The 24,983-nt window shown below is 39.5% G+C and carries 23 protein-coding genes; 17 read left to right on the top strand and 6 right to left on the bottom strand.

Annotated elements, in window-relative coordinates; genetic code table 11:
- Positions 1 to 108 precede the first annotated feature (108 nt).
- The 11 genes from MJO53_RS14815 to MJO53_RS14765 all read left to right on the top strand — a co-directional run bounded on the left by MJO53_RS14815 (position 109) and on the right by MJO53_RS14765 (position 9,402).
- Positions 109 to 810, top strand: a complete 702-nt coding sequence (locus tag MJO53_RS14815) for a DUF4386 domain-containing protein (protein WP_252079670.1) — start codon at positions 109 to 111, stop codon at positions 808 to 810.
- Positions 811 to 1,224: 414 nt separating this feature from the next.
- A complete protein-coding gene (locus MJO53_RS14810; protein WP_252079669.1) occupies positions 1,225 to 2,007 on the top strand; it encodes a DUF6090 family protein in 783 nt (260 codons plus the stop codon).
- Positions 2,008 to 2,050: 43 nt separating this feature from the next.
- Positions 2,051 to 2,824, top strand: a complete 774-nt coding sequence (locus MJO53_RS14805) for a DNA alkylation repair protein (protein WP_252079668.1) — start codon at positions 2,051 to 2,053, stop codon at positions 2,822 to 2,824.
- Positions 2,825 to 2,850: 26 nt separating this feature from the next.
- Positions 2,851 to 3,345 carry a hypothetical protein gene (locus MJO53_RS14800; protein WP_224837318.1) on the top strand — a complete coding sequence of 165 codons (495 nt, stop codon included), beginning with the start codon at positions 2,851 to 2,853 and terminating at the stop codon, positions 3,343 to 3,345.
- Between the two features lie 521 nt (positions 3,346 to 3,866).
- Positions 3,867 to 4,385, top strand: coding sequence for a RidA family protein (locus MJO53_RS14795; protein WP_252079667.1), 519 nt, complete (start codon positions 3,867 to 3,869; stop codon positions 4,383 to 4,385).
- A 209-nt stretch (positions 4,386 to 4,594) separates the two neighbouring features.
- On the top strand, positions 4,595 to 5,437 hold the full coding sequence (locus tag MJO53_RS14790) for a sterol desaturase family protein (RefSeq protein ID WP_252079666.1): 843 nt from the start codon (positions 4,595 to 4,597) through the stop codon (positions 5,435 to 5,437).
- A gap of 146 nt (positions 5,438 to 5,583) precedes the next feature.
- Positions 5,584 to 6,219, top strand: coding sequence for a hypothetical protein (locus MJO53_RS14785; RefSeq protein ID WP_252079665.1), 636 nt, complete (start codon positions 5,584 to 5,586; stop codon positions 6,217 to 6,219).
- Between the two features lie 127 nt (positions 6,220 to 6,346).
- Positions 6,347 to 7,261, top strand: coding sequence for a glutaminase (locus MJO53_RS14780; RefSeq protein WP_420485534.1), 915 nt, complete (start codon positions 6,347 to 6,349; stop codon positions 7,259 to 7,261).
- A 275-nt stretch (positions 7,262 to 7,536) separates the two neighbouring features.
- Positions 7,537 to 8,112, top strand: coding sequence for a sugar O-acetyltransferase (locus tag MJO53_RS14775; RefSeq protein ID WP_224837314.1), 576 nt, complete (start codon positions 7,537 to 7,539; stop codon positions 8,110 to 8,112).
- A gap of 50 nt (positions 8,113 to 8,162) precedes the next feature.
- Complete coding sequence (locus MJO53_RS14770; RefSeq protein WP_252079664.1) at positions 8,163 to 8,489, top strand: DMT family transporter; 327 nt, start codon at positions 8,163 to 8,165, stop codon at positions 8,487 to 8,489.
- An 88-nt stretch (positions 8,490 to 8,577) separates the two neighbouring features.
- Positions 8,578 to 9,402 carry a hypothetical protein gene (locus tag MJO53_RS14765; protein WP_252079663.1) on the top strand — a complete coding sequence of 275 codons (825 nt, stop codon included), beginning with the start codon at positions 8,578 to 8,580 and terminating at the stop codon, positions 9,400 to 9,402.
- Positions 9,403 to 9,429: 27 nt separating this feature from the next.
- Here the strand turns inward: MJO53_RS14765 and MJO53_RS14760 are convergent, their stop codons facing one another.
- From MJO53_RS14760 to MJO53_RS14750, 3 genes are all read right to left on the bottom strand, one after another.
- A complete protein-coding gene (locus MJO53_RS14760) occupies positions 9,430 to 10,689 on the bottom strand; it encodes an aminotransferase class I/II-fold pyridoxal phosphate-dependent enzyme (protein WP_252079662.1) in 1,260 nt (419 codons plus the stop codon).
- A gap of 127 nt (positions 10,690 to 10,816) precedes the next feature.
- On the bottom strand, positions 10,817 to 11,857 hold the full coding sequence (locus tag MJO53_RS14755) for a PLP-dependent cysteine synthase family protein (RefSeq protein ID WP_252079661.1): 1,041 nt from the start codon (positions 11,855 to 11,857) through the stop codon (positions 10,817 to 10,819).
- 71 nt (positions 11,858 to 11,928) lie between these two features.
- Entirely contained in the window at positions 11,929 to 14,067 is a 2,139-nt protein-coding gene (locus MJO53_RS14750) for a S9 family peptidase (RefSeq protein WP_252079660.1), read from the bottom strand.
- A gap of 103 nt (positions 14,068 to 14,170) precedes the next feature.
- Here MJO53_RS14750 and MJO53_RS14745 point away from each other — a divergent pair, with 103 nt between their 5' ends.
- Positions 14,171 to 14,497 carry a YbaB/EbfC family nucleoid-associated protein gene (locus tag MJO53_RS14745; protein ID WP_252079659.1) on the top strand — a complete coding sequence of 109 codons (327 nt, stop codon included), beginning with the start codon at positions 14,171 to 14,173 and terminating at the stop codon, positions 14,495 to 14,497.
- A gap of 307 nt (positions 14,498 to 14,804) precedes the next feature.
- On the opposite strand, the gene MJO53_RS14740 is transcribed toward MJO53_RS14745, so the two are convergent.
- Both MJO53_RS14740 and MJO53_RS14735 read right to left on the bottom strand, forming a co-directional pair.
- Complete coding sequence (locus MJO53_RS14740) at positions 14,805 to 15,830, bottom strand: threonine aldolase family protein (protein WP_252079658.1); 1,026 nt, start codon at positions 15,828 to 15,830, stop codon at positions 14,805 to 14,807.
- Positions 15,831 to 15,838: 8 nt separating this feature from the next.
- Complete coding sequence (locus tag MJO53_RS14735) at positions 15,839 to 18,241, bottom strand: zinc-dependent metalloprotease (protein WP_252079657.1); 2,403 nt, start codon at positions 18,239 to 18,241, stop codon at positions 15,839 to 15,841.
- A gap of 212 nt (positions 18,242 to 18,453) precedes the next feature.
- Between MJO53_RS14735 and prfB the strand changes: the two genes are divergently transcribed.
- The 4 genes from prfB (at position 18,454) to MJO53_RS14715 (ending at position 23,069) form a co-directional block, all read left to right on the top strand.
- Positions 18,454 to 19,549, top strand: a protein-coding gene (prfB, locus tag MJO53_RS14730; RefSeq protein WP_252079656.1) for a peptide chain release factor 2 whose coding sequence is annotated in 2 segments (ribosomal slippage) — positions 18,454 to 18,516 and positions 18,518 to 19,549 — 1,095 coding nt in all. Because the reading frame shifts where the segments join, the coding sequence is not laid out codon by codon here.
- A gap of 35 nt (positions 19,550 to 19,584) precedes the next feature.
- Complete coding sequence (gene arsC / locus MJO53_RS14725; RefSeq protein WP_224837304.1) at positions 19,585 to 19,926, top strand: arsenate reductase (glutaredoxin); 342 nt, start codon at positions 19,585 to 19,587, stop codon at positions 19,924 to 19,926.
- 69 nt (positions 19,927 to 19,995) lie between these two features.
- Positions 19,996 to 20,478, top strand: coding sequence for a hypothetical protein (locus MJO53_RS14720; protein WP_252079655.1), 483 nt, complete (start codon positions 19,996 to 19,998; stop codon positions 20,476 to 20,478).
- 101 nt (positions 20,479 to 20,579) lie between these two features.
- Positions 20,580 to 23,069, top strand: coding sequence for a TonB-dependent receptor domain-containing protein (locus MJO53_RS14715; RefSeq protein ID WP_224837302.1), 2,490 nt, complete (start codon positions 20,580 to 20,582; stop codon positions 23,067 to 23,069).
- Positions 23,070 to 23,252: 183 nt separating this feature from the next.
- On the opposite strand, the gene MJO53_RS14710 is transcribed toward MJO53_RS14715, so the two are convergent.
- Positions 23,253 to 23,426, bottom strand: a complete 174-nt coding sequence (locus MJO53_RS14710; protein ID WP_224837301.1) for a hypothetical protein — start codon at positions 23,424 to 23,426, stop codon at positions 23,253 to 23,255.
- Positions 23,427 to 23,564: 138 nt separating this feature from the next.
- Here MJO53_RS14710 and fumC point away from each other — a divergent pair, with 138 nt between their 5' ends.
- Positions 23,565 to 24,962, top strand: coding sequence for a class II fumarate hydratase (fumC, locus tag MJO53_RS14705; protein WP_252079654.1), 1,398 nt, complete (start codon positions 23,565 to 23,567; stop codon positions 24,960 to 24,962).
- Positions 24,963 to 24,983: the final 21 nt, after the last annotated feature.

Below are 24,983 nucleotides of genomic sequence, written 5' to 3'. Positions count from 1 at the left end.
TACCTAAATGCAATTTGATAAGGTTCTGGGTTTAGCAGGGTATTGAAAGCCATTATAGCAAAACTGTAACAATAATCCTGTTACATCGTCAAATGTATTATGAACACTATGAACAAACAACCTGTGGATTTAAATAAAGAACAAAAGCAATCGATTAAAACTGCAAGAATAACTGGCGTTTGGTATTTAATGATGGCTATTTCAGGGATTTTAGGGTTTATGGTCTTTCATTCTCAAATATTTGTATCGGGCAATCCTGAACAAACATTAACAAATTTAGTGGAACTAGAATCCACTGCAAGAATTAGGTTGCTATTAGAGTTTGCTATAGTAATTTCACAAGCACTTACCGCAATTTGGTTTTACAAATTGTTTAAAGACAAATATGAATGGGAAGCATGGACTCTCGGTATATGGGGAATGGTGAATGCCATAGCCATTATGATAAGTGCAATTTCGATCGCCTCTGCTTTAGGCGTTGCCAATTCCGACACGGGTACTTTGGAAGACAAAGTTTTACTTATTCAGGTTTTTCAAAGTATAATTTCAAATGCTTGGGGTATTGGTGGTCTATTCTTTGGGCTTTGGCTATTTCCCATGGGGTTTATGGTCATTAAATCCAAAAGAATGCCAGTGTGGTTAGGAAGGGTTATTGTTTTAGGTGGTATTGGCTATCTAATCAGCACCGTTATCCGCTACGCAGGAATTGATTTTGGCTTCAATAGATTTCTTACCCTACCCGCAACCATTGGTGAATTTTGGATGATTGGGTATTTACTTATTTTTGGAATAAGACCTATAACCGAATAAAATTAAAACGGCACATAACAAAAGTCTGAGTCAAAAATGTCCTTTGGCCCAATTTCCATACAGAATTCTCATTCCTGGTTCCGTAATGGAAGGCACCAACTTCAACAATTTGTTCGCCCTACTCCCATAGGCCTTACTTTCCTCTGCAGCAGCTCAAGCTTAGTGTAATCTAAAACAACTTTTATACATTTTTACATACGTATTTTTATAAAATGAACGTGACTTTTTTGTTTTCAACAAAAGTAATTCCTCATTTTCTTAAATGTTTTAGGGAAGGTTAACGGAATCTTACTAATTTTAAACAAAATCTCCCCCTAAGAACATATAATTTCCTTTAGAGCAAATGCGGCGCATTCCTGCCCTATTCGAAGTTATTATCGATTGTTGTGCATCGATATAACCAACCACTAATAAATGATAAAATTCTTTAGGAAAATTAGACAAAGCTTACTATCCGAAGGGAAAATTGGAAAGTACCTGAAATATGCGATTGGGGAAATTGTACTCGTAGTCATCGGAATTTTGATTGCATTACAGATCAACAACTGGAACGAGCAACGTAAAGATAGTATTAAGGAGCAAGCTATTTTAAAAAGACTTGAAAAGGAATTTATATCCAATAGAGATCAACTGCTTGATAAAATTCAACTCAGAAATACATTGATTGAAAATTGTAGGCGATTATTGGAATATTATAATCAACCGGAAAATGCCAAACTCGATAGTATCCTTGTTTTCTTAAGTACTATTCAGCCCCCAACCTTTGACCCTATTCAAAACGACTTAGTGAGCTCTGGAAATATCGAAATTTTGAAAGACGAAGAGTTAAAGCAACTACTCGTTAATTGGAGCACCGATGTGATTCAACTTCAAGAAGTAGAGCAAATATTCCTTAGATTTTGTGAACAAGATCTGTATCCTTACTTAAATAAAGTAGATATACAGCGTGATATGGTATACACCTATTGGAAAGGCACGCCAAAAAACTTATTAGAATCCAAACAAGTTAACAACCTAGTGCCTGGAAAATCAAAACTCATAACAAGGACTACCAATGAGCTTATGGGAGATTCAAAATTAGAAGGTAACATTGCTTGGTCATTAACACTAAATATGTTCAATAATCAAGAATCCTTAACTTTAATGAAAAGGATTAACCGTATTCTTGAAGTATTAGATAGCCAAATAAAAAAATAACCAAAGCTCAACATTGCATAAGCACATTGTAACCAACTAAAGAGTGGCCTATAAAAAATTAAAATATTGGTTTGATAAAGGTTTAGTTACCCAACTTGCAGAAAAATTATCTTCAAATAATTCTGCTTTCAACAAAACAGTTCTAATACACAACATTGAATCGAAATTAGATTTTCTTGAGCTAAAAGGTAGAGTAGAATTAATTGCAGACCAATTGCATAATAGTTTTGAGCAGGATTACAACTTAGGACTCCCCCAACTAATTAACATATTAGGTCCAGAAAACAGCAATGAAACTGGAATGTTCACTGAGTATTATTGGGTAATGCCCATCGCAAAATATGTAGAAAAATATGGTTTAAATGATTTTGAAAAATCGATGAACGCCTTAGAAGAAATAACCAAAAGGAATACAAGCGAATATGCTATTCGCCCATATATTTTGCATCACTTTGATAAAACACTAAAGCAAATGGTAAAGTGGTCAAAACACTCAAACTTTCATATTCGACGGTTGGCAAGTGAAGGAGTAAGACCTAGATTGCCTTGGGCAAAAAAACTAGATGTTTTTATTCAAGATCCATCCCCAATAACTCCTATTTTAGAAAACTTAAAAGATGATACATCCAAATATGTTCAAAAATCTGTAGCTAATTGTTTAAACGACATACTTAAAGATAACTTTTCTGTTGGTAAGGAAATCGTAGAAAGCTGGAAGCAAGAAGAAATGACGACGGAAAGGCAATGGATTGTAAAACACGCCCTTAGAAACTTAATAAAAACAGGGGATGATTGGGCAATAAAAATGATTAAATAGCTTATACCAACTAAAACTTAAATAAAATGAAAAACTTATTACTAATACTTCTGACATTATTTCTTATTTCTTGTAATGGAAAAAACAATCGATCAGAAATCAAATCGACTGATGTAAATAAATTTGACATTCAAGCTGAATTAGCCTCCATTGAAGAAACTCGGAATGGATTTCAATTGGCCATTAAAGAAAAACGTTACGCTGATTTAAGAAATTTTGGCACTAAAGATATAATATCTTTAACACCTATTTGTGGAACTTGGGAAGAATACAAACGTTTACGAAATGAACCTGTCGGCTCTTTTAGTTACGACAGTTTAATTATGAATCCTAAAGAAACAATAATTGTAAGTGACAGCGTAGCATATGACTTTGGAACGAGTTCTGTGTATTATACCAATGAGCAAGGTGAACCGGTAGAAATTGAGGATACTTTCTTAGCTATATTAAAAAAGGATAAGAATGATGGGAAATGGAAATTACACAGAGAAGTAGCCACAACTAATAAATTGGAAAAATAATATATACAACAAAGAACTGGACTAAAAATGTCTTTTGAGCCAATTTCCATACCTGGTTCACATCACCGATTCCGCAATAGAAAGCACCAACTTCAACAATTTGTTCGATACAATTCCCGAAGACCTTACTTTCTTCTAAAGCAATCCAAACTTAGTGTGATCAAAACAACTGTTTAAACATTATTTATATGCTTTTTTATAAAATGAACGTGACTTTTTTGTTTTCAACATACTAATTGTTCACTTTCCTTAAATGTTTTAGGGAATGTTAACGGAATCTTACTAACTTTAAACAAACTCCCCCCTAACAAATTAAAAATTCGTTTAGAGCAAATGCGACGCATTCCTGCTCTATTCGAAGTTATTATCGGTTGTTGTGCATATGTATTGCCAATCACTGACCAATGCCAAGATTATTGGAAAATTAAATACAAACTACCCGGTAAAAACAAACTGGGATAGCTCCATTATAAACGGGACAGTCCAAAACTGACCAAAGTAAACATTAAACAATCACAATTATGAAAAAAACGACCGCCAAACTAATCTTATCCTCAACACTTGTAATCTTCACTTTGGTGTTTCAAAGCTGTGAACAAAAGCAGCAGCAGCAAACCAAAGAAATTGAAAACGAAACAATAGTTGAATCCGAAAAACCTGAATATTTTTTGTTAAGGCCAGATATAGAAAAGGCCTATGGATATTCTCACGCCGTAAAAATTGGAAATACTATTAAAATTTCTGGAGCTGTTAGCATGGATGATGAAGGTAACCCGACCGCCATAGGAGATTTGGAACAGCAGATAAAAAATTGTTATGCTGATTTGGAAAAAATATTAAACCACTATGGTTGCTCATTTGACGATGTAGTAAAAGAAGACATTTTTACAACCGATATGGCACAAATGATAGAAAAATCTGCCTACCGCGCCGAAATATACAAAAATGGATTTCCAACTGGTTCTTGGCTCGAAGTAAAGGGGTTGGCATTGCCGGAATTTATGGTAGAAATCGAACTTGAAGTTCATAAATCTGAATAAAAGACGAGCATACGGCATCGAAAATATACGTATAGGAGCATATTGAGCAATTGGAATGGAAAGCGGCAACTGGCCATGGTATTGACGCCGTTTGTTCATTGGATACTCTACCAATTTGTCAAAAGGAATACATATTTTTCAATGAAGCCCACGCTTTTATATCCATCAGAACATAAAATATAAAAATTAAAAACAAAACAAGTACAGACATGGAGTTTCTAAATAGATTGCTGGGTATTGATCCCAATTACATTATTATAGGATTGATCGCCCTGTTTTTTACCCTGGAACAAATAATGGGGTCACCATTCAATTTCCAGAAAAGGGCCCATCATCTATTACAGAATGTGCTGTTCCAAATTGTACTGGTAGGCATAAACATTTTTTTTGTTACGTTTCAGGTATTCTCAATTGATTGGTTGAACAACAATGGCGTGGGGCTCCTTTATCTTTTTGAACTGCCTATATGGGCAAAGTTGATTGTTTCCGTGGCATTTTACGATATTACGGCGTATTGGATACACAGGGCCACCCATAAAATACCTTTGCTTTGGAGGTTCCATAGAGTTCATCATAGCGATACCACCATGGATTCTTCGACCGTTTTTCGATTTCATCCCATTGAGCTGACCATGGTATTCGGACTTGGAAATATTGTCACTGCAGCAGTTTTTGGCACTGATGTTTTTTCTATGGCGTTGTACTATTTCATACTTTATATTTTCTTCTTTTTTGAGCACGCGAATTTAAACTACCCAAAATGGTTGAACTCTACATTTGGATTGATTTTTGTAATGCCCGACCATCATAGGGTGCACCATCAACAAGATCAATTCTACACCGACTCCAATTATGCCGACATTTTTATCCTCTGGGATCGAATTTTTGGTACCTTCAAAACAATGCCTTTGGAAAAAATGAAGTTTGGCTTGGTCGAATTCGAAGACGATAACAAGCAGACTTTTCTCTATTTAATCAAAAGCCCTTTTATCAATATTAAGAGAACAACATCGGCACCGGATAAAAGAACCCCAACTACCCTTAAAAAATAAGATAGGTTTTAGGGAGATTTCTCTGCTCTTTCGTGCACGGCATATTATAGGCATAACGACCCAGAATCAGACCCTAAAACGCTCTAGATTTTACTTTAAAGTAACAAACCAATATTCTATTCGTCTACATAGGACCAACGAACAAAATGAATAGAATTAAAGAGAAAATATTACAGCAGATCTGTGTTGTTTATACAAGATATTTAATAGGCGGAGCATTTGTTTTTGCCAGTCTTATAAAAATAAAAGGACATCGATTTACAACTGAAAGTGGTGAAATGTACCCCATACATAGTGCTTGGCATTTTTTTGAAACTATGTACCAATCCGGTTTATATTGGAAATTCATCGGAATGGGTCAGTTGATTGCCGGGTTGTTATTAATGACCCAGAGATTTTCAAAACTAGGAGCGTTGATCAATTTTCCAATCATATTAAATGTCTTCGTAATAACATTATCCTATTCCTTTGCCTATACACCTGTGGTCACCGGGCTAATGCTGCTGGGCAATATTTGGCTCATACTCTGGGAGTGGAACGAGATCAAAATTATATTTAATTTACAGCCGCACATTGACACTGGGGAAAGATTGGAAAAAGACGTCCATTGGCAAATTCTTGGGTCAATTCTATTCGTTTTTACCTTTACCTATAGAGTATTGATCGACCAATATAATATTGGATTTTGGGCCTTAATTTGCCTTTTAATTGGTGTAGTAGGTTTGATTGTTGGGTTGTACCGGGAAGGAAAACGAAAAATCCGACTAAACCAGCAGCACTGATATAAGCCTAATGCCCAGCGGTTCGTTATTATACTTTTTAAGATTCTTGATAAGTTCTATAATAAATTACCATTTTTAAAATAGTAACTTACAACATACTATTCTAAATAGCCGTAAAAACTAAATTGTGGATATTAAAGAGATTGTTCAAAGCGTTTTTGATAGGACAAAAGGTATTGAAGACAAAGGCAAACTGGCCTCCTATATTCCCGAGCTCAAAAATGTTGACCCAGACTCGTTCGGAGTCCATATTTCTACAACCAACCACTTGAACTTTGGTGTTGGTAATTACCATGACAAATTTTCCATACAAAGTATAGTAAAAGTACTGTCTTTGGCCATGGCCTACAGTTTGCTCGGTGAGGATTTATGGCAGAGGGTAAAGGTTGAACCCTCCGGAACCGCTTTTAACTCCCTTGTTCAGCTTGAGGTAGAAAATGGGATACCAAGAAATCCCTTTATCAATGCTGGGGCACTTGTGGTCACCGATGTGCTTATGAGCAGTTTAAATAACCCTCAACAAGATTTTTTGGCCTTCCTTAAAAATCTGTCCAAGAGCAATTCGATAGCATATTCAAACAAAATAACGGCATCCGAAAAAAAAGTGGGGTACAGAAATGCGGCACTTTGTAATTTTTTAAAATCTTTTCACAATATCGATAACGACCCAACCGATGTGTTGGATTTTTACTTTAAAATGTGTTCCATAGAAATGAGTTGTGAAGAATTATCCCAACTTTTCTTGTTCCTTGCAAATGGCGGTTGCACCCTGCACAAGAACAACCGAATAATAACCCGGAGCCAAACCAAAAGAATAAATGCGCTTATGCAAACTTGTGGTTTTTATGATGAATCCGGCGATTTCGCCTTTAGGGTCGGGCTGCCCGGAAAAAGTGGCGTCGGCGGTGGAATTGTGGCCGTACACCCCAAGGAATACGCCATTGCAGTTTGGAGTCCCCCATTAAATCAAAAGGGTAACTCATACAAAGGCATGCGTTTTCTCGAAGAATTTACCACTCGGACCGAATTGTCCATATTCTGATCTGGTAGTAAATTGATTTATTGTACGCCACAGATTTTATGACGCCTATCCCTCTCCAGATGTCGTTCCTGATCAAGATAAAATAATTCGTTAAACCGGATACGAATATTGACTGAATATGTGCTAAAACTTACTTTTGATACTTTAGGATTAAGCGATAATATTACATTGTCCAAACAGAATTAAGGCCTATCGGGTCAAACCAATAACTTACATTATAATCACCAAAAGATAATGGCATCGTAAGGTGATGAACTTCATTAAAAAAACCAATTGTGACGGAAAAAGAAAAAATGCTAAATGGGGAATATTACGACTCCCGAGACCCAGAACTGATTAAAATCTATCATAAAGCACGAAAACTTCTGAAAGATTACAATAATCTAAATTCCGAACTAATCCAAGAACGGGAGCGGATTCTAAACGAACTTTTTGAACACAAGGCCCATGGTGTTTGGATAGAAATCCCATTTTATTGCGATTATGGAGAAAATATCTCCATTGGAGAAAACACCTTTGTCAATACCAATTGCATGTTTTTGGACAATAATAAAATCAAAATCGGCAAAAACGGGCTAATCGCCCCGTATGTTCAAATCTATACCGCCACACATCCATTAAAGGCCTCAGAAAGAATTGTTCAAAACAAGAACGAAAACCGCTATCTCACCTATACCAAGCCAGTGACTATTGGCGATAATGTTTGGGTGGGCGGGAATTCCGTAATTTTTCCTGGAGTAACCATAGGAAGCAATGTGACCATTGGTGCAGGAAGCGTCGTAACCAAAGATATTCCCGATAACGTGCTGGCGTACGGCAACCCATGCAAAGTGATAAAAATATTGGAATAGGACACCCATAAAGGTTAAAAATGAACAGCAAAAGGTATTAAATAAAAACTATGAATTGGATATTATTGATTATTGCCGGGCTTTTTGAAGTTGCATTTGCAGCCTGTCTCGGAAAAGCCAAAGAAACATCTGGAACCGAAGCGACTTACTGGTATTTGGGCTTTTTGGTATGTTTGGCCATAAGCATGGTCCTTTTAGTAAAAGTTACCCAACACTTGCCCATAGGAACTGCATATGCAGTTTGGACCGGTATCGGTGCCGTCGGGACTGTTTTAATAGGAATTTTGGTCTTTAAGGAACCGGCCACTTTTTGGCGACTTTTTTTTATAACTACTTTGATTGTTTCCATAATTGGACTAAAACTAGTCTCCAACTAGCAGTTTTAGATCGAATTGTTGTTGCTCAACTAATTTTATTGTTGGATTTGCTTCTTTTTGATAGTTTTAATACAGTAACCCATTGACTATGAAAAAGATTGCCTCAAGCCTTTTTGTTTTTCTATTTGTCCTATCGAGCACAAGTGCTCAAAACTCCAACTTTGTCGGGACTTTTGTAAACGGTACCAATAGTATCTCAATCCAATTTAAACGTGTGGGTGATGAATACCACGGTATGCTGGCGGCTGTAGGCGCAAGTTTTGCGATCAGAGCTACAGGTTCTGGTACGCGGATTAGTGGTGAGATCTTTGGATTGGACGGCCCAGTGGATTTTGAGGCTACTTTAAATGGGCTGAACATGAGTGTTAGGGCAACAGGGTTCAACGAACCCTTTTATAAATATTCCGACTTACAAAATCTAGGCAATTATGATCTTACGCCTTTTATGAAGGATAATAGGAAAATTTCCAAAAATGATACTTTTGGTATTCCCCCCTCGCCCACTACGGAACCAAACAGCACAGCTCAGTATCCCGAATTGAACAATCAAGGCCTATGGAACATTATAGCTGGCAGTCAACTGGTTTATTATCAGCGTACATCTTACGTAAATGATAGCATGGCCAGCTCCATAACCTATGTTAACTTTTGTGGCAATGGTACTTTTTCCATAAATACGGATGGCTCCTTTAGTGTGGAAGGGAACTATGGCAATGCTCAAGGAATTTCCAGTGGGTCCAACGGAGGGCGGTGGCAACTGGTGGATTATCAAGGACAACCAGCAGTACAGTTACAATATTATGATGGGCAAACCAGCATAAACCCATTTAACGAGAATAATGTGCGCCAAGGCAGATGGCGAATAGGAAATACACAATACGCATTGCAGCGGAACAAAGTCCGCTGCAATTAGTTTTAAGTGTTTTTTAAAAGAAGGGTATTATTCTCCCATTGCAGCTGCCACGGCAGCAGACAATCGTTTGTACGTTCCATTTTGTAAACGCTCCCTGATCGATGAAAATGCATCCAAGGTTTCTTCGATATCCTTCATGGTGTGCGTTGCTGTTGGAATCAAACGGAGTAGAATCAATCCTTTTGGAATTACGGGATAAACCACTATGGAACAGAAAATCCCATGATTTTCGCGCAAGTCCTTAACCAAGGCCATTGCTTCGGGTATACTTCCGTTCAGGTAAACAGGGGTCACACAGCTTGATGTTGTACCAATATCGAACCCTCTTTCCTTTAATCCGTTTTGTAGCGCGTTTACATTCTCCCACAACTTTGCCTTAAGTTCTGGCATAGTTCGCAACATATCCAATCTTTTCAACGCGCCCTTAACATAGATCATGGGCAAGGATTTTGCGAACATCTGTGAACGAAGGTTGTATTTTAAGTACTCTATAATTTCTTTATCTGCCGCAACAAAGGCGCCAATACTCGCCATGGATTTGGCAAATGTGGCCAAGTACACATCAATCTGGTCTTGTACCCCTTGCTCTTCTCCAGCTCCGGCACCTGTTTTGCCCAAAGTTCCAAATCCATGGGCATCATCCACCAATAGCCTGAACTGGAACTTTTTCTTAAGCTCCACAATTTCTTTAAGTATTCCTTGCTCACCACGCATACCGAATACGCCCTCGGAAATCACCAAGATTCCACCACCGGTCTCATTGGCCAATTTTGTAGCGCGCTCAAGGTTTTTTTCTAAACTTTCGGGGTCGTTATGTTTAAAGGTAAAGCGCTTGCCCATGTGCAATCGAACACCATCAATAATACAAGCATGGCAGTCCACATCGTACACGATTATGTCATCTTTGGCCACCAAGGCGTCGATTACGGACATAAATCCTTGGTATCCAAAATTCAATAGGTAAGCGGCTTCTTTTTGAACAAATTCTGCCAATTCGTTCTGTAATTGTTCGTGGTAATCGGTATGACCGCTCATCATTCGGGCACCCATGGGATAGGCTGCTCCGTGCTCCATGGCTGCTTCACCGTCCACTTTTTTAATCTCGGGCAAGTTGGCGAGACCCAGATAGTCATTGATACTCCACGTTATTACGTCCTTTCCTTGAAATTTCATTCTGTTGGAAATGGGACCCTCCAGTTTTGGAAATACAAAATAGCCTTCTGCTTGTGAAGCCCATTTACCCAAAGGTCCTTTGTTCTCAATGATTCTATCGAATAAATCTCTCATCTACATTAATATTGATTCATCTGCAAAAGTATATATTTTTATGAACCTCGCATAACGATATTTTTATAAATAAAAAAAACGGCAATGAATTTACATTGCCGTTTTTGAGGTATTATAAGGTACTTATTTATTTTATGTATTTGATTTCTTCGGGAACCTCGGCATCTTGGATATCGAAAAACCCTTGGTTGTCCATCCATTCGTTGCTGTATACCTTGCTCATATATCTTGAACCATGGTCCGGGAATACCACAACAACATTACTGTCTTCCGTAAATTCTCCCTCCGTGTTCAATTGATACAGTGCCTGAGTGGCTGCACCACTGGTATATCCTGCAAAAATACCTTCGGTATGGGCCAATTTACGTGCCATATGGGCACTTTCGCCATCGGTTACCTTTATATATCTGTCTATTGCATTGAAATCTGTAGCGGAAGGAATCAAATTTTTCCCCAAACCTTCAATTCGGTATGGGTAAACTTCGTTATGATCAAATTCCCCTGTTTCGTGGTACTTTTTCAATACCGATCCATACGCATCGACCCCCAAAACTTTAATGTTCGGGTTTTGCTCTTTTAAATAACGGGCAATACCAGAAATGGTACCACCTGTTCCACTACAAGCCACCAAGTGGGTTATCTGACCATTGGTCTGTTCCCAAATTTCCGGCCCTGTACTGGAATAGTGGGCATCTATATTAAGCTCGTTAAAATATTGGTTGATGTAAATTGAATTCGGGGTTTCACTGTGCAAACGTTTGGCCACTTCGTAATACGAACGTGGGTCATCTGCACTTACATGGGCAGGACATACATAAACGTTCGCTCCCATGGAACGCAACATATCAATCTTGTCCGGGGACGATTTTGAACTTACTGCCAAAATACATTTGTATCCCTTAACAATGCTTACCATGGCAAGGCTAAAGCCCGTATTGCCAGATGTGGTCTCGATAATGGTGCTACCCGGCTTAAGAATCCCTTTTCGCTCGGCTTCTTCAATAATATGAATTGCAATTCTGTCCTTTGAAGAATGTCCGGGGTTAAAGCATTCAAGTTTAGCATAGAAATTTCCAGTAAGAGGGGCGGTAATTCTGTTTAGCTTAACCAAGGGGGTACTTCCAATTAGGTCTAGGATATTGCTGTGCGCATTTATCTGTTTCTTCATAACTGGTATTAGGTAGGAACAAAACTTCGATTAAACGAAAGCTTATTCCGTGCAAATGTAACATTTTATTTTTAATGGGCTTTTCCTTCGAGGTCCAAAATAAAGGCATATTCCTTTGCGGTTTCCTTCAATGCTTCAAATCTGCCCGATGCCCCACCATGGCCGGCATCCATGTTCGTATCCAAAAACAAGAGGTTTTCCCCGGTTTTGTATTCCCTTAACTTGGCTACCCATTTGGCAGGCTCCCAGTATTGAACTTGAGAGTCGTGCAGTCCTGTGGACACATACATATGGGGATATTCCTTGGCCTCAACATTATCATACGGCGAGTATGATTTTATGTAATCGTAATACGCCTTGTCATTAGGATTTCCCCATTCGTCATATTCGCCAGTGGTCAACGGAATGGTATCGTCCAACATTGTGGTTACCACATCTACGAAAGGTACTGCAGCAATTACGCCATGGTACAGTTCTGGTTCCATATTTATGATGGCCCCCATTAAGAGTCCGCCAGCGGAACCACCCATGGCATACAAATGTTCGGAGCTAGTATATTTCTTCTCGATCAAGTGGTTGGAAACATCTATAAAATCCGTGAAGGTGTTCTTTTTATTGAATAATTTGCCATCTTCGTACCAAGGTCTTCCTAAATATTCACCACCTCTAATGTGTGCAATCGCATAAATAAACCCTCTATCCAATAAACTCAATCGTATGGATGAAAAATAAGGATCCATCGTTGCTCCGTAAGAACCATAACCGTATTGCAACAAAGGACTTGTGCCGTCCAGTGGGGTATTTTTATGGTATATTATGGAAACAGGCACTTTTTTGCCGTCCCTCGCCGTGGCCCATATACGTTCGGTCTTATAATTATTTTTATCGAACTTGCCTCCAAGGACCTCTTGTTGTTTTTGAACCGTTTTGGTCTTGGTTTCCATGTCAAAATCGATGATGGCATAAGGTTCACCCATTTCGTTATAATAATAACGAAGTATTTTTGTGTCAAAATCCAAGTTCACAGATGGTCCCGCTACATAAGTCTCGCTATCAAAAGGCAAATAATAACTAAGGGAACCATCCCATTTGGCAATCTTCATCTGATTGAGACCGTTGTTTCTTTCGGTAACCACGTAATAATCCCTGAAAATTTCCACATCTTCGAGCAGCACATCTTCTTGGTGCGGAATAAATTCTTCCCAATGTTCGGATGCGGTGTTGTTTTCGTTGGTTTTCATCAACTTAAAGTTAGTTGCACCATCCTTATTGGTAAGTATATAAAAGTTACCTTCAAAATGGGATATGGAATACTCCACGCCTTTTTCCCGCTCAGAAAAGATTTTAAAATCGCCTTCGGGATCATCGGCATTTAAAAAGCGATATTCCGAAGTAAGGGTGCTACTGGATCCGATTACAATATATTTTCTGGTCTTTGTTTTATAAACAAAGGTGTTGTAAGTGTCGTCTTCTTCATGAAAAACCAATTCATCCTGGTCGGCAGATGTGCCCAATACATGCTTATATATTTTATCGGAACGAAGGGTGACAGGGTCTTTTTTAGTGTAGAACAAAGTTTTGTTGTCGTTGGCCCATACTGCGCTGCCCGTTGTATTTTCGATAACATCCGGGTATATTTCACCTGTTTTTAGGTTTTTTATCTGGATATTGTACTGTCTTCTGGAAATAGTGTCGGTTCCAAATGATGCCATGGTATTGTCCGGGCTTATGGAAACACCTCTCAAGTTAAAATAATCGTGACCTTCTGCCATTACGTTACAATCGAACAACAGTTCTTCCGCTGCTTCCAGCGTTTCTTTTTTTCTGGAATAAATCGGGTATTCCTTTCCTTCTTCGTAACGGGTTATGTACCAATATCCGTCGAGCTTATAGGGTACGGAAGAATCATCTTCCTTGATCCTTCCCTTCATTTCTTCAAAAAGTTCTTCTTGGAACGCTTTGGTGTGGGCCGTCATTTTTTGGAAATAATCGTTCTCGGCATTTAAATAATCGAGAACCTGTTGATCTTCCCTATTGTTCATCCAATAATAATCATCAATTCTAACATCACCGTGCTTTTCTAGCTTGGTTGGATGTTTTGGTGCCACCGGCGGAGCTATACTCATGGATTGTTCTTTGTTGTTTTTACAAGCGGGGGCAAAAATAAGGCATAAAAGCAGAATAGAAATTCTTAAAATGGATTGTTTCATTTGTTAGTGTTTTGACCAATTTACTACTTTTGAACTTAGTTTAAACAATTATAGATAGAATGCTTGTTCCGACAGCGGTCCGGCAAGCCCTAAAATTAAAGTTATGTTTGGAGATTTAATGGGAATGATGGGTAAATTAAAAGAAACCCAAAAGAAAGTTGAAGTCACCAAGGAAAGATTGAACTCCGTTATGGTAGATGAAGCATCCTCGGACGGACTCCTTAAAGTAACGTTAACCGCCAATCGTGAAATAAAATCCATCTCCATTGATGACTCTTTGTTGGAAGATAAAGATCAATTGGAAGATTATTTGGTACTTACCCTAAACAAGGCCATTGAGAAAGCCTCCAAAATAAATGAAGCCGAATTGGCCGCTGTAGCCAAGGAAGGTATGCCCAACATTCCGGGAATGGATGCTTTTATGAAGTAGTCTTGGTTTGATGTTAGTATTGAAACGCTAAACTTTAGAATTCGATCGTCCGCTCATGTGCAAAGCGTATCACGAACAGGTTTGGATAATTGGATTTTGCTCAGGTCAAAGGTCTAAAGATAAAAAAGTATAAGGTCGAATAGTATAGAGTTCTTGCACTTATACATTTTATCTTCTAGAAAATTCGTTCCATTGGTGTAAACCCCATGAATTTTGGAGTTTTAGACACCTTTGCACTTTTAATGTTAGACCGAATACAATCAATTGCTTTTCACGCTTCTCCTTCGCGCTCGAAATGATCACCCTGCTACCCTATACTTTTTAAAACCTTTAAAAAATGTTGGTGCATCGTATCGGTGTAATCCAAATGGGTGACTATACGCAGTTTTCCCTGTCCCATTCCAATTATGGAAACCTTATTTTCGGCCAATCGTTCCAGAAATTCTTCGGACGACATGCTTTTCTCATCAATTTCAAAAATTATGATATTGGTCTCGATAGGTTCCACCTTTTTGATAAAATCGAGAGATGTGAGCACCTTCCCGATCTCTTCAGCTTTTTTGTGGTCTTCCACCAACCTATCCACATTATTTTCCAGTGCGTAGATAGCCGCTGCCGCTAAATAACCGGATTGGCGCATTCCTCCGCCAAAAATTTTGCGTATTCGAATCGCTTTGTCCATATCTTCTTGGCTACCGACCAAAACCGAACCTACGGGACACCCCATTCCCTTACTGAAACAAACGCTAATGGTATCGAATAACTTACCGTAGGCTTTTGGATCTTCTCCCTTTTTTACCAAGGCGTTCCAAAGTCTCGCACCATCTAAATGATATTTTAGACCATGATTATTGCAGACTTCTCGGATTTTACGTAGTTCTTCGAAATCCCAACAAGCCCCGCCACCTTTGTTCGTTGTATTTTCTATGCTTACCAATGTGGTCAATGGACTATGGTAAAAATCCGGTGGGTTTATGGATTCCTCGACTTGTTCCGCCTTCATCATTCCCCTATGCCCATTTACCAATCTACAGGAAACCCCACTGTTAAAACTCACACCACCTCCTTCATAATTAAATATGTGGGAGTACTTATCACAGATCAATTGATCTCCTGGATTGGTATGGATTTTAATTGCAGTCTGATTTGTCATGGTACCACTTGGAAAAAACAGTGCCGCCTCCATACCAAAAAAATCTGCGACCTTGGCTTCCAACTCATTCACAGTAGGGTCGTTCTTGAACACATCATCCCCCACTTTGGCTTTCATCATGGCCTCCAACATTGCTGTCGAAGGCTTAGTGACCGTGTCACTTATTAAGTTTATCTCCATAAATAAAATTAGTCCATACAATCCATGCCAATAGGCGAACCATCAGGGATTTTAGAAACTGGGATCAGTTTAAAATCGGATGGTTTTTTGGTAAAGGCATCTATTCTTTTTACCATTTCGGTTGATATTGCATTTTTACCATTGCTCAACAACTGTGTTTTTAGTTCACTTAAAGTTTGGTTGGCAATCGCATTTACCTGTGGGTGAACTTTATCGTGAGCCGCAAGGTTCATGATATGGTAGAGCACCCTGAAATTTATAGTGTTCTGCACTTCTTGATGGTAGGCATCTCGATGTGAAAGATCAAAAGTGCCTTGAATTGTCTTTTGCAACACATCTTTTAACCCCATCTGTCCTTTATCTATGCTTTTTTGCTGAATAAGTCGAGAGGCCCGTTCTGGGTGCAATAATAATTCGAGGGTCATATCTGCGGCCGTTTCCGATGCGGACAATGCATCAAAACTAACCCCTGTTCTTCCTTTAAAGGATTCCCTGGAACGGTTAAATCCGATGGCGCGAGGAGGAAATAGGTTCAATTTGTCCTTAGGGATTGCAATTACTTCGGCATCCAGGGTTTTTAGAATGGATTCCATAGCTGTTTTTTGCTCAGCTTGACCAATTGGCTTCACTGGAAACTGCCCACCATTTTTTACGGCATAATTATAATCCAAGCCACCAATTACCTTGGATACTGCTTCGGTTTGGTAACGATGGAAAAAATAAAGGGGTACAAAAACATCTTCCAAAACGGAATATGCTTCCCCGTTTCGGATATTGTCGATAGAAAAATTATGTATGGCCGTCTCCCTTATTTTCAGCATTTCCTCCAATTCGCTACTTGCACTTTTACCGTTGTCCCACAAGTGGGCCAATGCGTGCGCACCTCCTTTTGGCCTTGCATCTTGATCGGAGATATAGCGCAATCCATCGTCCTGGGCTTTTTTTAATATGGCTTTGAGCGCGGCAGTCTTGTCTGTTCCTTCGGGAAAATCTGAATACGCATAGGCTACGGTTACCTTGTCCCACTCTCCTATTCCTGTATCGTATGCGTTCTTAAAGCTAATCTTATCGCCTTCCAATTCAAATTGCGGGTGTGGATAATCCATAACAGAAGCCCTATTGTTGGTGCTTGCCGCAAAATTATGCGCAAACCCGAGTGTGTGTCCTATTTCGTGTGCGGAGAGTTGTCGGATTCTGGCAAGTGCCAATTCCAGCATTTCTTTATGGTTATCATCTCTTTCGGCAAATGGTTTGTCCATTAAAGCTTGTGCTATCATAAAATCTTGACGAATTCTTAAACTGCCCAGACTAACATGGCCTTTTAATATTTCCCCTGTTCTGGGATCAACAACACTTGCCCCGTAGCTCCAACCCCTGGTCGATCGGTGTACCCATTGTACTACATTGTAACGCACATCCAATGGATCGGCGTCATCCGGCAGAATTTTCATTTGGAATGCATTTTTATAGCCTGCCGCCTCAAAGGCTTGATTCCACCATTTCCCACCATCCAACAAAGCTGATCTAATGGGTTCCGGTGTCCCATTGTCCAAATAATAAATTATTGGTTCAACGGGTTCACTTATAGCTGCGTTAGGGTCTTTTTTTTCCAATCGATGTCTTCGGATAAAACGCTTTACCAAAGATTCTTGAACCGGAGTGGCATAATCATAATAGGTAAATGGGTAGCCACCACTTCGAGGGTCGTACAGCCTTTTTTCAAATGTATCATCAGGTAATTCTATTAATGAATGATGTTGTGCCACTGTGACCAAGCTTGGTGTAGGTGTAACTGAACGAATCCAGGCACCTTGTGGATCTCCCTTAAAGGTAAGGGTTACATCAAACTCTACATTTTTTGGAAAAGCCTTGGTACGCTCCAATGCGAATGCGCTTTTACTTTTATCCAAACTGTAAGAGCCTTGCTTAGATCTTTTTAGACGATTGGAAACTCCATGTGCGTCGCGCACCAGAAAATCGGTAAAATCTATAAGATAACTGCCGCTCGCCTCTTCTACCACATCAAAACCATGCAGAATTGACTTGGCAAAGGCTTGCTCCACAGACTTTCTCTCGAGCTCATTTTCCGTAATGGCCCTAAAAGTTTGGTTGGGCTGCACAAGTAGCAACTTGTTCCCTGCCTTTTTAAAATAGACCACCTGTTCGTTGCCCAATTGCCCGCGATCTAGACCAATATCGTTGCTTCCTATTCCACTGCTCAAAGAGTAGACGTACAAAAACTCTTTTTCCAACTCATCGACTTGGACGTAAATCTTATCGTTGGAGTCATCGTAATAAAAATTAAAATAGCCGTTAAACTTTTGAAAGTCCCTAACCTTCTCGAACGTTTGTGCCCCCATGGTAAAGCCCACAAAAAATAATAGGGCCATGAGCTTAGTTGAGTTCTTCATAATTTGGTTGAATTAGTTGCCTTAAAAATATGCAAATCATTTTTAAAAAACAGTTTGCACTGTCTTATTCTATCCCAATAAATTGAAAAATCAACTTCCGTTTTAATTTAATGTATGAGCTCGGACACTATACCACAAGTTGTTCGATAGAATTCCATTTATAATAAGGCCATGTGAGGAAAGAAACTTATTTTTACCCCAAAATATATTACATGGTAAACACAGATCAACAGAAAGATCTTATTGAGCGCCTTGGTGCGTTAAGGAGGTATCTTTGACATCGATGCCAAACTTATCGAAATAGAGAACGAAGAGGAAAAAACCCTTGCTCCAGGTTTCTGGGACAATCCGCAAGAAGCCCAAAAACAAATGCAGTCCATCAAATCCAAAAAGAAATGGGTAGAAGACTTCGAAGAGGCCAAAACATTGGTCGGTGATCTTGAGGTGTTTATTGAATTTCAGCAGGCCGGAGAAGTTACCGAAGAAGAGGTAAACAAACAGTTCGAAAAAGCACAATTGTCCATTGAAAAATTGGAATTTAGAAATATGCTTTCGGATGAGGGCGATGAGCTTACCGCAGTGCTACAGATTACCGCGGGCGCTGGTGGGACCGAAAGCTGTGATTGGGCTTCTATGCTCATGCGCATGTACCTAATGTGGGCCGAAAAGAACGGCTACAAGGTAAAAGAACTCAATTACCAAGAAGGTGATGTTGCAGGAATTAAAACGGTTACCCTGGAAATAGAGGGTGAATATGCCTTTGGTTGGTTAAAAGGTGAGAACGGAGTACACCGTTTGGTCCGCATTTCCCCTTTCGACAGCAATGCCAAAAGGCACACCTCCTTCGCTTCTGTTTATGTGTACCCCTTGGTGGACGACAGCATTGAGATTGAAGTAAATCCTTCGGACATTGAAATAACCACAGCACGATCTAGTGGTGCAGGTGGACAAAATGTAAACAAGGTAGAAACCAAAGTTCAATTGGTTCACAAACCAACTGGAATCCAAATTTCCTGTTCCGATTCTCGATCGCAGCACGATAACAGGGCTACAGCCATGAAAATGTTGAAATCGCAACTTTACGAAATCGAACTTCGTAAAAAGCAGGAAGCGCGCGCAGAAATCGAGTCTTCAAAAATGAAGATCGAATGGGGATCGCAAATCCGAAATTATGTAATGCACCCCTATAAATTGGTGAAGGACGTTCGAACGGCCGAGGAAACCGGAAATGTAGATGCCGTTATGGATGGGGAAATCGATGCATTTTTAAAGTCCTATTTAATGATGATGGGACAAAAAGAAGAATAATCGGTCGGCAGCAATTAGTTTAAACATATTGAAATATGATCAAAATTTATCATAATCCACGTTGTAGAAAATCCAGGGAAGGATTGGCCATTTTGGAAAAGTCGGGGAAAGACTTTGAAGTAATCAAATATTTAGATGATGTTCCCAGCAAGGAAGAACTAACAGCCCTGATTTCATATTTGGGCATTGCACCGATAGACCTTGTTAGAAAAAATGAGTCCATTTGGAAAGAGAACTTTAGGGGGCGGAACTTAACGGATGATGAAGTTATCTCCGCGATGGCAAACTACCCTAAATTAATTGAACGACCCATTGTGGTCGATGGGAAAAAAGCTGTGGTCGGCAGACCTCCCGAGAACATATCAAAGCTGTTATAAGCTTGATTTCCAACATGATTTAACAGGGTAGATCGAAACAAAGAAAACCTAAAATACTATCTTTACCCCATGAAAAGTACCCATTCACTATTTATTGCGACCTTGTTGGTCGGCATGTTCGCCATAAACGATATCAGCGCACAATATGGATATGGCTCCCCATATGGCAACCGTTTTGGCAGAAGAATGAGCTCTGTACCCCAAGCCGGTCCAACAACCCCGCAAAAAGAGGAAACACCACTAACCGCCGAAGAAATTGTAGATGAGCAAATGCCATCCATATCGGAGGCCATTAATCTAGATCCATTTGAGCAAGCCGTAGTACGTACAGCTTTGATCCAGTCCGTGCAGCAACGAATAGAACTTCAGATTTTGGAACTGGAACCCCTTAAAATGAAAGAAGAGGTTGAAAAAATCCGTATACGCCAAGAGGCTGAATTAAAGGCCGGACTTCCCGAGGATAAATACGACGCCTTTATGGAACTTCAAGAAAACAGATTCAAGCCAAAAAAGAAAAAGAAGAAGAAAAAGAATAAGAAAGGCAAGAATTAACAATTTGTTAAGGTCATTCGCAGGATCATTTACGTTGTTCGGGGATTAATATTTCGCATCCCTTGTTTTTTCTTTCACATTTGCAGCGTAAAAATCAAACTATGCAAAGGATACTTATCCCGTTGTTGCTATTGACCCTGTCTATCTTTCAAGGCGCAGCACAACAAAACCAAAAGCCTATCACAATAACCGGTAAAGTTATTGATTCCGATTCCGGACAACCCCTGGAATATGCCACCTTCGTATTGCAAAATGCGGATAATCCGGAGCAAGTTACCGGTGGAATAACGGACCTCTCGGGTAATTTTGAAGTCGAAGCCACCCCGGGCACCTACAACATAAGCGTGGAATACATCTCCTATAAATCCTATTCTTTAAAAGGACAAACCTATAACTCGTCCATTAATTTGGGTTCCATATCATTATCCCCTGATGTGGCACAACTTGCGGAAGTAGAAGTGGTCGGCGAAAAAACCACTGTAGAAGTACGGTTGGACAAAAAAGTCTATAACATAGGAAAAGACATTACCACGAGTGGAGGTAACGTTAGCGATGCCTTGGGCAACATTCCATCGGTTTCTGTAGATGTAGAAGGAGCCATTAGCCTACGTGGCAATGATAATGTCCGAATTCTGATCAACGGAAAACCATCTGCATTGGCAGGATTTGGATCTACCGATATTTTACAACAATTACCTGCCGATGCCATTGAAAAGGTGGAAGTAATTACCAGTCCTTCGGCCCGATATGACGCAGAAGGTACGGCAGGTATTTTAAACATTGTACTAAAAAAGGAAAAGACCCTTGGGATCAACGGTTCCATCAATACAACCATTGGTGATCCTTTCAATGCCAGGGTTACATCCAACTTTAATATCAGAACAGAAAAGTTCAACATTTTCAACACAATCGGATATTTTCACCGTGAGTCACCGGGTGGTGGACTTTTTGATAACAGATACCTAACCGATGCCAGTGATTTTGACAGGATATTGGAGGATAGGGACATTAGCAGGAATGATGATGGTATTAGCGTTAACATCGGAATGGAGTACTTTCTTACCGAAAAATCATCCATTACCGGTAGCTTCTTTTACAGATGGTCGGATGAAAACGATTTGACCGAGAATGACAACCAACGTTTTAACGATGGTACGCTTGAGAGCAGAACCTTTAGAAGTGAAGATCAAAAGGAGAACGACAACAGTTATCAATTCTCTTTCAATTATACCAATAAGTTCAATGATGATGGGCATGAATTAACTGCCGATTTTCAATATTCTTATGATGATGAGGATGTTTTGACCCAGATATTGGAATCGAATACAGTACCTAACACGGATTTATTGGCAAGTGAAAATATATATGAAATAGAGACCCAAGACGATATTTTGGCTCAGATAGATTATGTTTTGCCCATGGGCGATGCACAATTCGAAGCTGGGTACCGAGGTACTTTCGAAAAACAGGTCAGCGATTATCAATTGGATACCTTAAACCAAGGCACCGGTCAGTTTGAAATGAACGAGGATCTTACCAATGTTTTCACCTACCACGAAAACGTAAATGCGCTATACACCCAATATGGCAACAAATATGGAAAGTTATCTGTGCTTTTAGGACTGCGATTGGAAAACACGGAACTAAGGGGCAATGTAGATTCCAGTGTGGACATTGATGGTTTACAGGAAATTGTGGGGGAAGATGTTGATTTAAATTTTGATAAAAACTATTTGGGGCTTTTCCCAACCGTGAATTTAATCTACGAACTATCCAAAACGGAAAATATTTCCTTGGGGTACAACCGAAGGATAAACAGACCAAGGGGATGGTTCATTAATCCATTTCCATCAAGATCCAGTAGAACCAACGTCTTTCAAGGTAATCCAGATCTAGATCCGGCATTCGCAAACGCATTTGATCTTGGTTACTTAAAAAGATGGAAAAAATTGACCCTCACTTCCTCCGTTTACTACCAAAGAGAAACAAATTCGTTTGAACGAATCCAAGAAGAAACGGGGCAGCTAACCTCCGATGGTATACAGATCATTCGTTCGGTTCCCATTAATCTATCCACGAACGAGCGTATTGGTGCGGAAGCTGGCGTTATATATAGCCCATTTAAATGGTGGCGCCTGAACGGTAGTGTAAACTTCTTTACTTTTAGTTCGGAAGGACAGTTCAATGGTGTTGAGTATGGAACGGACAATTCCAGCTGGTTTGCCAGGTTCAGTTCTAAATTCACTTTACCTGCCAAAATCGATCTTCAGGCCAACTCGTTTTACATGGGTCCAAGACAAAATGCACAAACAGACAGCAAAGCTATGTTCTCTTTGAACTTAGCATTGAGCAAAGATATTTTAAAGGACAATGCAACAGTATCTTTAAATGTGAGCGACGTTTTTAATTCAAGAAAAAGACAATCTTTTACCGAAACGCCTACTTTCACCTCAGATAGTGAGTTCCAATGGAGAAAACGACAAGTAAACTTATCTTTTATCTATCGTTTTAATCAACCAAAGGAACGCCAGCGCGGTCGGGACAGACAAAATGATGGCGGTGATGATGAGGAAGGCCAATTCCAGGGTTAAACCAACGTAGTTCCCCTATACCTAATTAAAAAAAAAGCAACCAATAAGGTTGCTTTTTTAGTTTCACTGAATTTGCCACAGGTTGATATGGACCAAAAAATTAGCCCTTACAATGTAGTAAAGGCTAATTATTAAATATGGGTAAAACAAAAAAGAAGCCGATACGGCTTCTCTTTGTTTATATTATTCTTCTAGTTGGGCTCTTTTAGCCTCTTTTCTTTCTTTGGCCATTTCCCTAAGGTTACCGATCAACCAGTAAGGAACAACAAAGGTCAATAAGAATATCATTAACCAAAAACCTATTGTCAAAATCGTTAGAAAAGCTAAAAAACCTAAATATTGGTCAAATTCGAACATCTTTACTCCTTTTGTTTTAACAAAGATACTTTCTTCTGATGAAAAAAAACAAATCGTACGAGAAAAAAGTGTAATTATTCCAATCAACTACCATATAAATCCCCTATATCCTACCTTTGTAGGACAAAATTTTTAACTATGAGTTTCAGGATTGAAAAAGACACCATGGGCGAGGTAAAAGTACCCGCCGATAAATATTGGGGCGCCCAAACCGAACGTTCCCGAAACAACTTTAAAATTGGTGCGCCTGCATCCATGCCCTTGGATGTGGTCTATGGTTTTGCCTACTTAAAAAAAGCTGCAGCCTACGCCAACCACGAACTAGGAGTGTTGAGCCAAGAAAAGAGAGATTTAATCGCGCAAGTATGCGATGAAATACTTGAAGGAAAGCATGATGACCAATTTCCCCTGGTAATTTGGCAAACAGGCTCTGGAACACAGAGCAACATGAACGTAAACGAAGTTATCGCCAACCGTGCACACGAAATTGCGGGTAAAAAAATCGGCGAAGGGGAAAAAACCATACAACCCAACGACGATGTAAACAAAAGCCAATCTTCCAACGATACTTTCCCAACTGGCATGCACATTGCAGCTTACAAAAAAATTGTGGATGTTACCATTCCGGGAGTTGAGCAACTGCGTGATACTTTACAAAAAAAGTCCGAAGAATTTAAAGATGTGGTAAAGATTGGTAGAACCCACTTAATGGACGCCACTCCCCTAACCTTGGGGCAAGAGTTTTCGGGTTATGTTTCCCAACTGAACCATGGCTTAAAAGCATTAAAAAATACATTGGCCCACTTAAGCGAGCTTGCACTTGGCGGAACCGCAGTGGGAACAGGCCTAAATACACCAAAAGGATACGATGTCGTCGTGGCAAAATATATTGCCGAATTCACAGGTAAACCTTTTATAACTGCAGAAAATAAATTTGAAGCCTTGGCGGCACACGATGCCATTGTGGAAAGTCATGGCGCTCTAAAACAATTGGCAGTCTCTTTGAACAAGATTGCCAACGATATACGTATGATGGCCTCTGGTCCTCGTTCTGGAATTGGAGAAATTATAATTCCGGCCAACGAACCAGGTAGTTCCATTATGCCAGGAAAGGTAAACCCAACCCAGTGCGAGGCACTTACCATGGTCTGTGCCCAAGTAATGGGCAACGATGTTGCTATTAGCGTAGGTGGCACACAAGGACATTACGAACTTAACGTTTTTAAACCTGTAATGGCGGCCAACATTTTACAATCGGCACAATTGATCGGTGACGCTTGTGTTAGTTTTGATGTAAACTGTGCTGTTGGAATTGAACCTAACCATGAGGTGATCAAAACCCTGTTGAACAATTCTTTAATGTTGGTTACGGCTTTGAATACTAAAATTGGTTATTACAAGGCTGCTGAAATAGCCAACACGGCACATAAGAATGGTACAACTTTAAGAGAAGAGGCCATAAACCTTGGCTATGTTAGCCCGGAAGAGTACGATGAGTGGGTAAAACCGGAAGATATGGTCGGAAGTTTAAAATAGACCATTCGATTTTTTAGCATA

It is taken from the genome of Flagellimonas marinaquae (assembly GCF_023716465.1).
GTDB lineage: Bacteria > Bacteroidota > Bacteroidia > Flavobacteriales > Flavobacteriaceae > Flagellimonas > Flagellimonas alginolytica.
Note: the sequence above shows the minus strand (reverse complement) of the source record. Positions and strands in the feature narration are given on the sequence as shown.

Excerpts from the sequence above, each read along its gene's own strand:
- arsC (WP_224837304.1), top strand. The coding sequence starts at position 19,585 with ATGATCAAAATTTATCATAATCCACGTTGTAGAAAATCCAGGGAAGGA.
- MJO53_RS14785 (WP_252079665.1), top strand. The coding sequence starts at position 5,584 with ATGAATAGAATTAAAGAGAAAATATTACAGCAGATCTGTGTTGTTTAT.
- MJO53_RS14710 (WP_224837301.1), bottom strand. The coding sequence starts at position 23,426 with ATGTTCGAATTTGACCAATATTTAGGTTTTTTAGCTTTTCTAACGATT.
- MJO53_RS14750 (WP_252079660.1), bottom strand. The coding sequence starts at position 14,067 with ATGAAACAATCCATTTTAAGAATTTCTATTCTGCTTTTATGCCTTATT.
- MJO53_RS14720 (WP_252079655.1), top strand. The coding sequence starts at position 19,996 with ATGAAAAGTACCCATTCACTATTTATTGCGACCTTGTTGGTCGGCATG.
- MJO53_RS14810 (WP_252079669.1), top strand. The coding sequence starts at position 1,225 with ATGATAAAATTCTTTAGGAAAATTAGACAAAGCTTACTATCCGAAGGG.
- MJO53_RS14760 (WP_252079662.1), bottom strand. The coding sequence starts at position 10,689 with ATGAGAGATTTATTCGATAGAATCATTGAGAACAAAGGACCTTTGGGT.
- fumC (WP_252079654.1), top strand. The coding sequence starts at position 23,565 with ATGAGTTTCAGGATTGAAAAAGACACCATGGGCGAGGTAAAAGTACCC.
- MJO53_RS14795 (WP_252079667.1), top strand. The coding sequence starts at position 3,867 with ATGAAAAAAACGACCGCCAAACTAATCTTATCCTCAACACTTGTAATC.
- MJO53_RS14745 (WP_252079659.1), top strand. The coding sequence starts at position 14,171 with ATGTTTGGAGATTTAATGGGAATGATGGGTAAATTAAAAGAAACCCAA.
- MJO53_RS14765 (WP_252079663.1), top strand. The coding sequence starts at position 8,578 with ATGAAAAAGATTGCCTCAAGCCTTTTTGTTTTTCTATTTGTCCTATCG.
- MJO53_RS14740 (WP_252079658.1), bottom strand. The coding sequence starts at position 15,830 with ATGGAGATAAACTTAATAAGTGACACGGTCACTAAGCCTTCGACAGCA.
- MJO53_RS14770 (WP_252079664.1), top strand. The coding sequence starts at position 8,163 with ATGAATTGGATATTATTGATTATTGCCGGGCTTTTTGAAGTTGCATTT.
- MJO53_RS14790 (WP_252079666.1), top strand. The coding sequence starts at position 4,595 with ATGGAGTTTCTAAATAGATTGCTGGGTATTGATCCCAATTACATTATT.
- MJO53_RS14800 (WP_224837318.1), top strand. The coding sequence starts at position 2,851 with ATGAAAAACTTATTACTAATACTTCTGACATTATTTCTTATTTCTTGT.
- MJO53_RS14735 (WP_252079657.1), bottom strand. The coding sequence starts at position 18,241 with ATGAAGAACTCAACTAAGCTCATGGCCCTATTATTTTTTGTGGGCTTT.
- MJO53_RS14815 (WP_252079670.1), top strand. The coding sequence starts at position 109 with ATGAACAAACAACCTGTGGATTTAAATAAAGAACAAAAGCAATCGATT.
- MJO53_RS14715 (WP_224837302.1), top strand. The coding sequence starts at position 20,580 with ATGCAAAGGATACTTATCCCGTTGTTGCTATTGACCCTGTCTATCTTT.
- MJO53_RS14755 (WP_252079661.1), bottom strand. The coding sequence starts at position 11,857 with ATGAAGAAACAGATAAATGCGCACAGCAATATCCTAGACCTAATTGGA.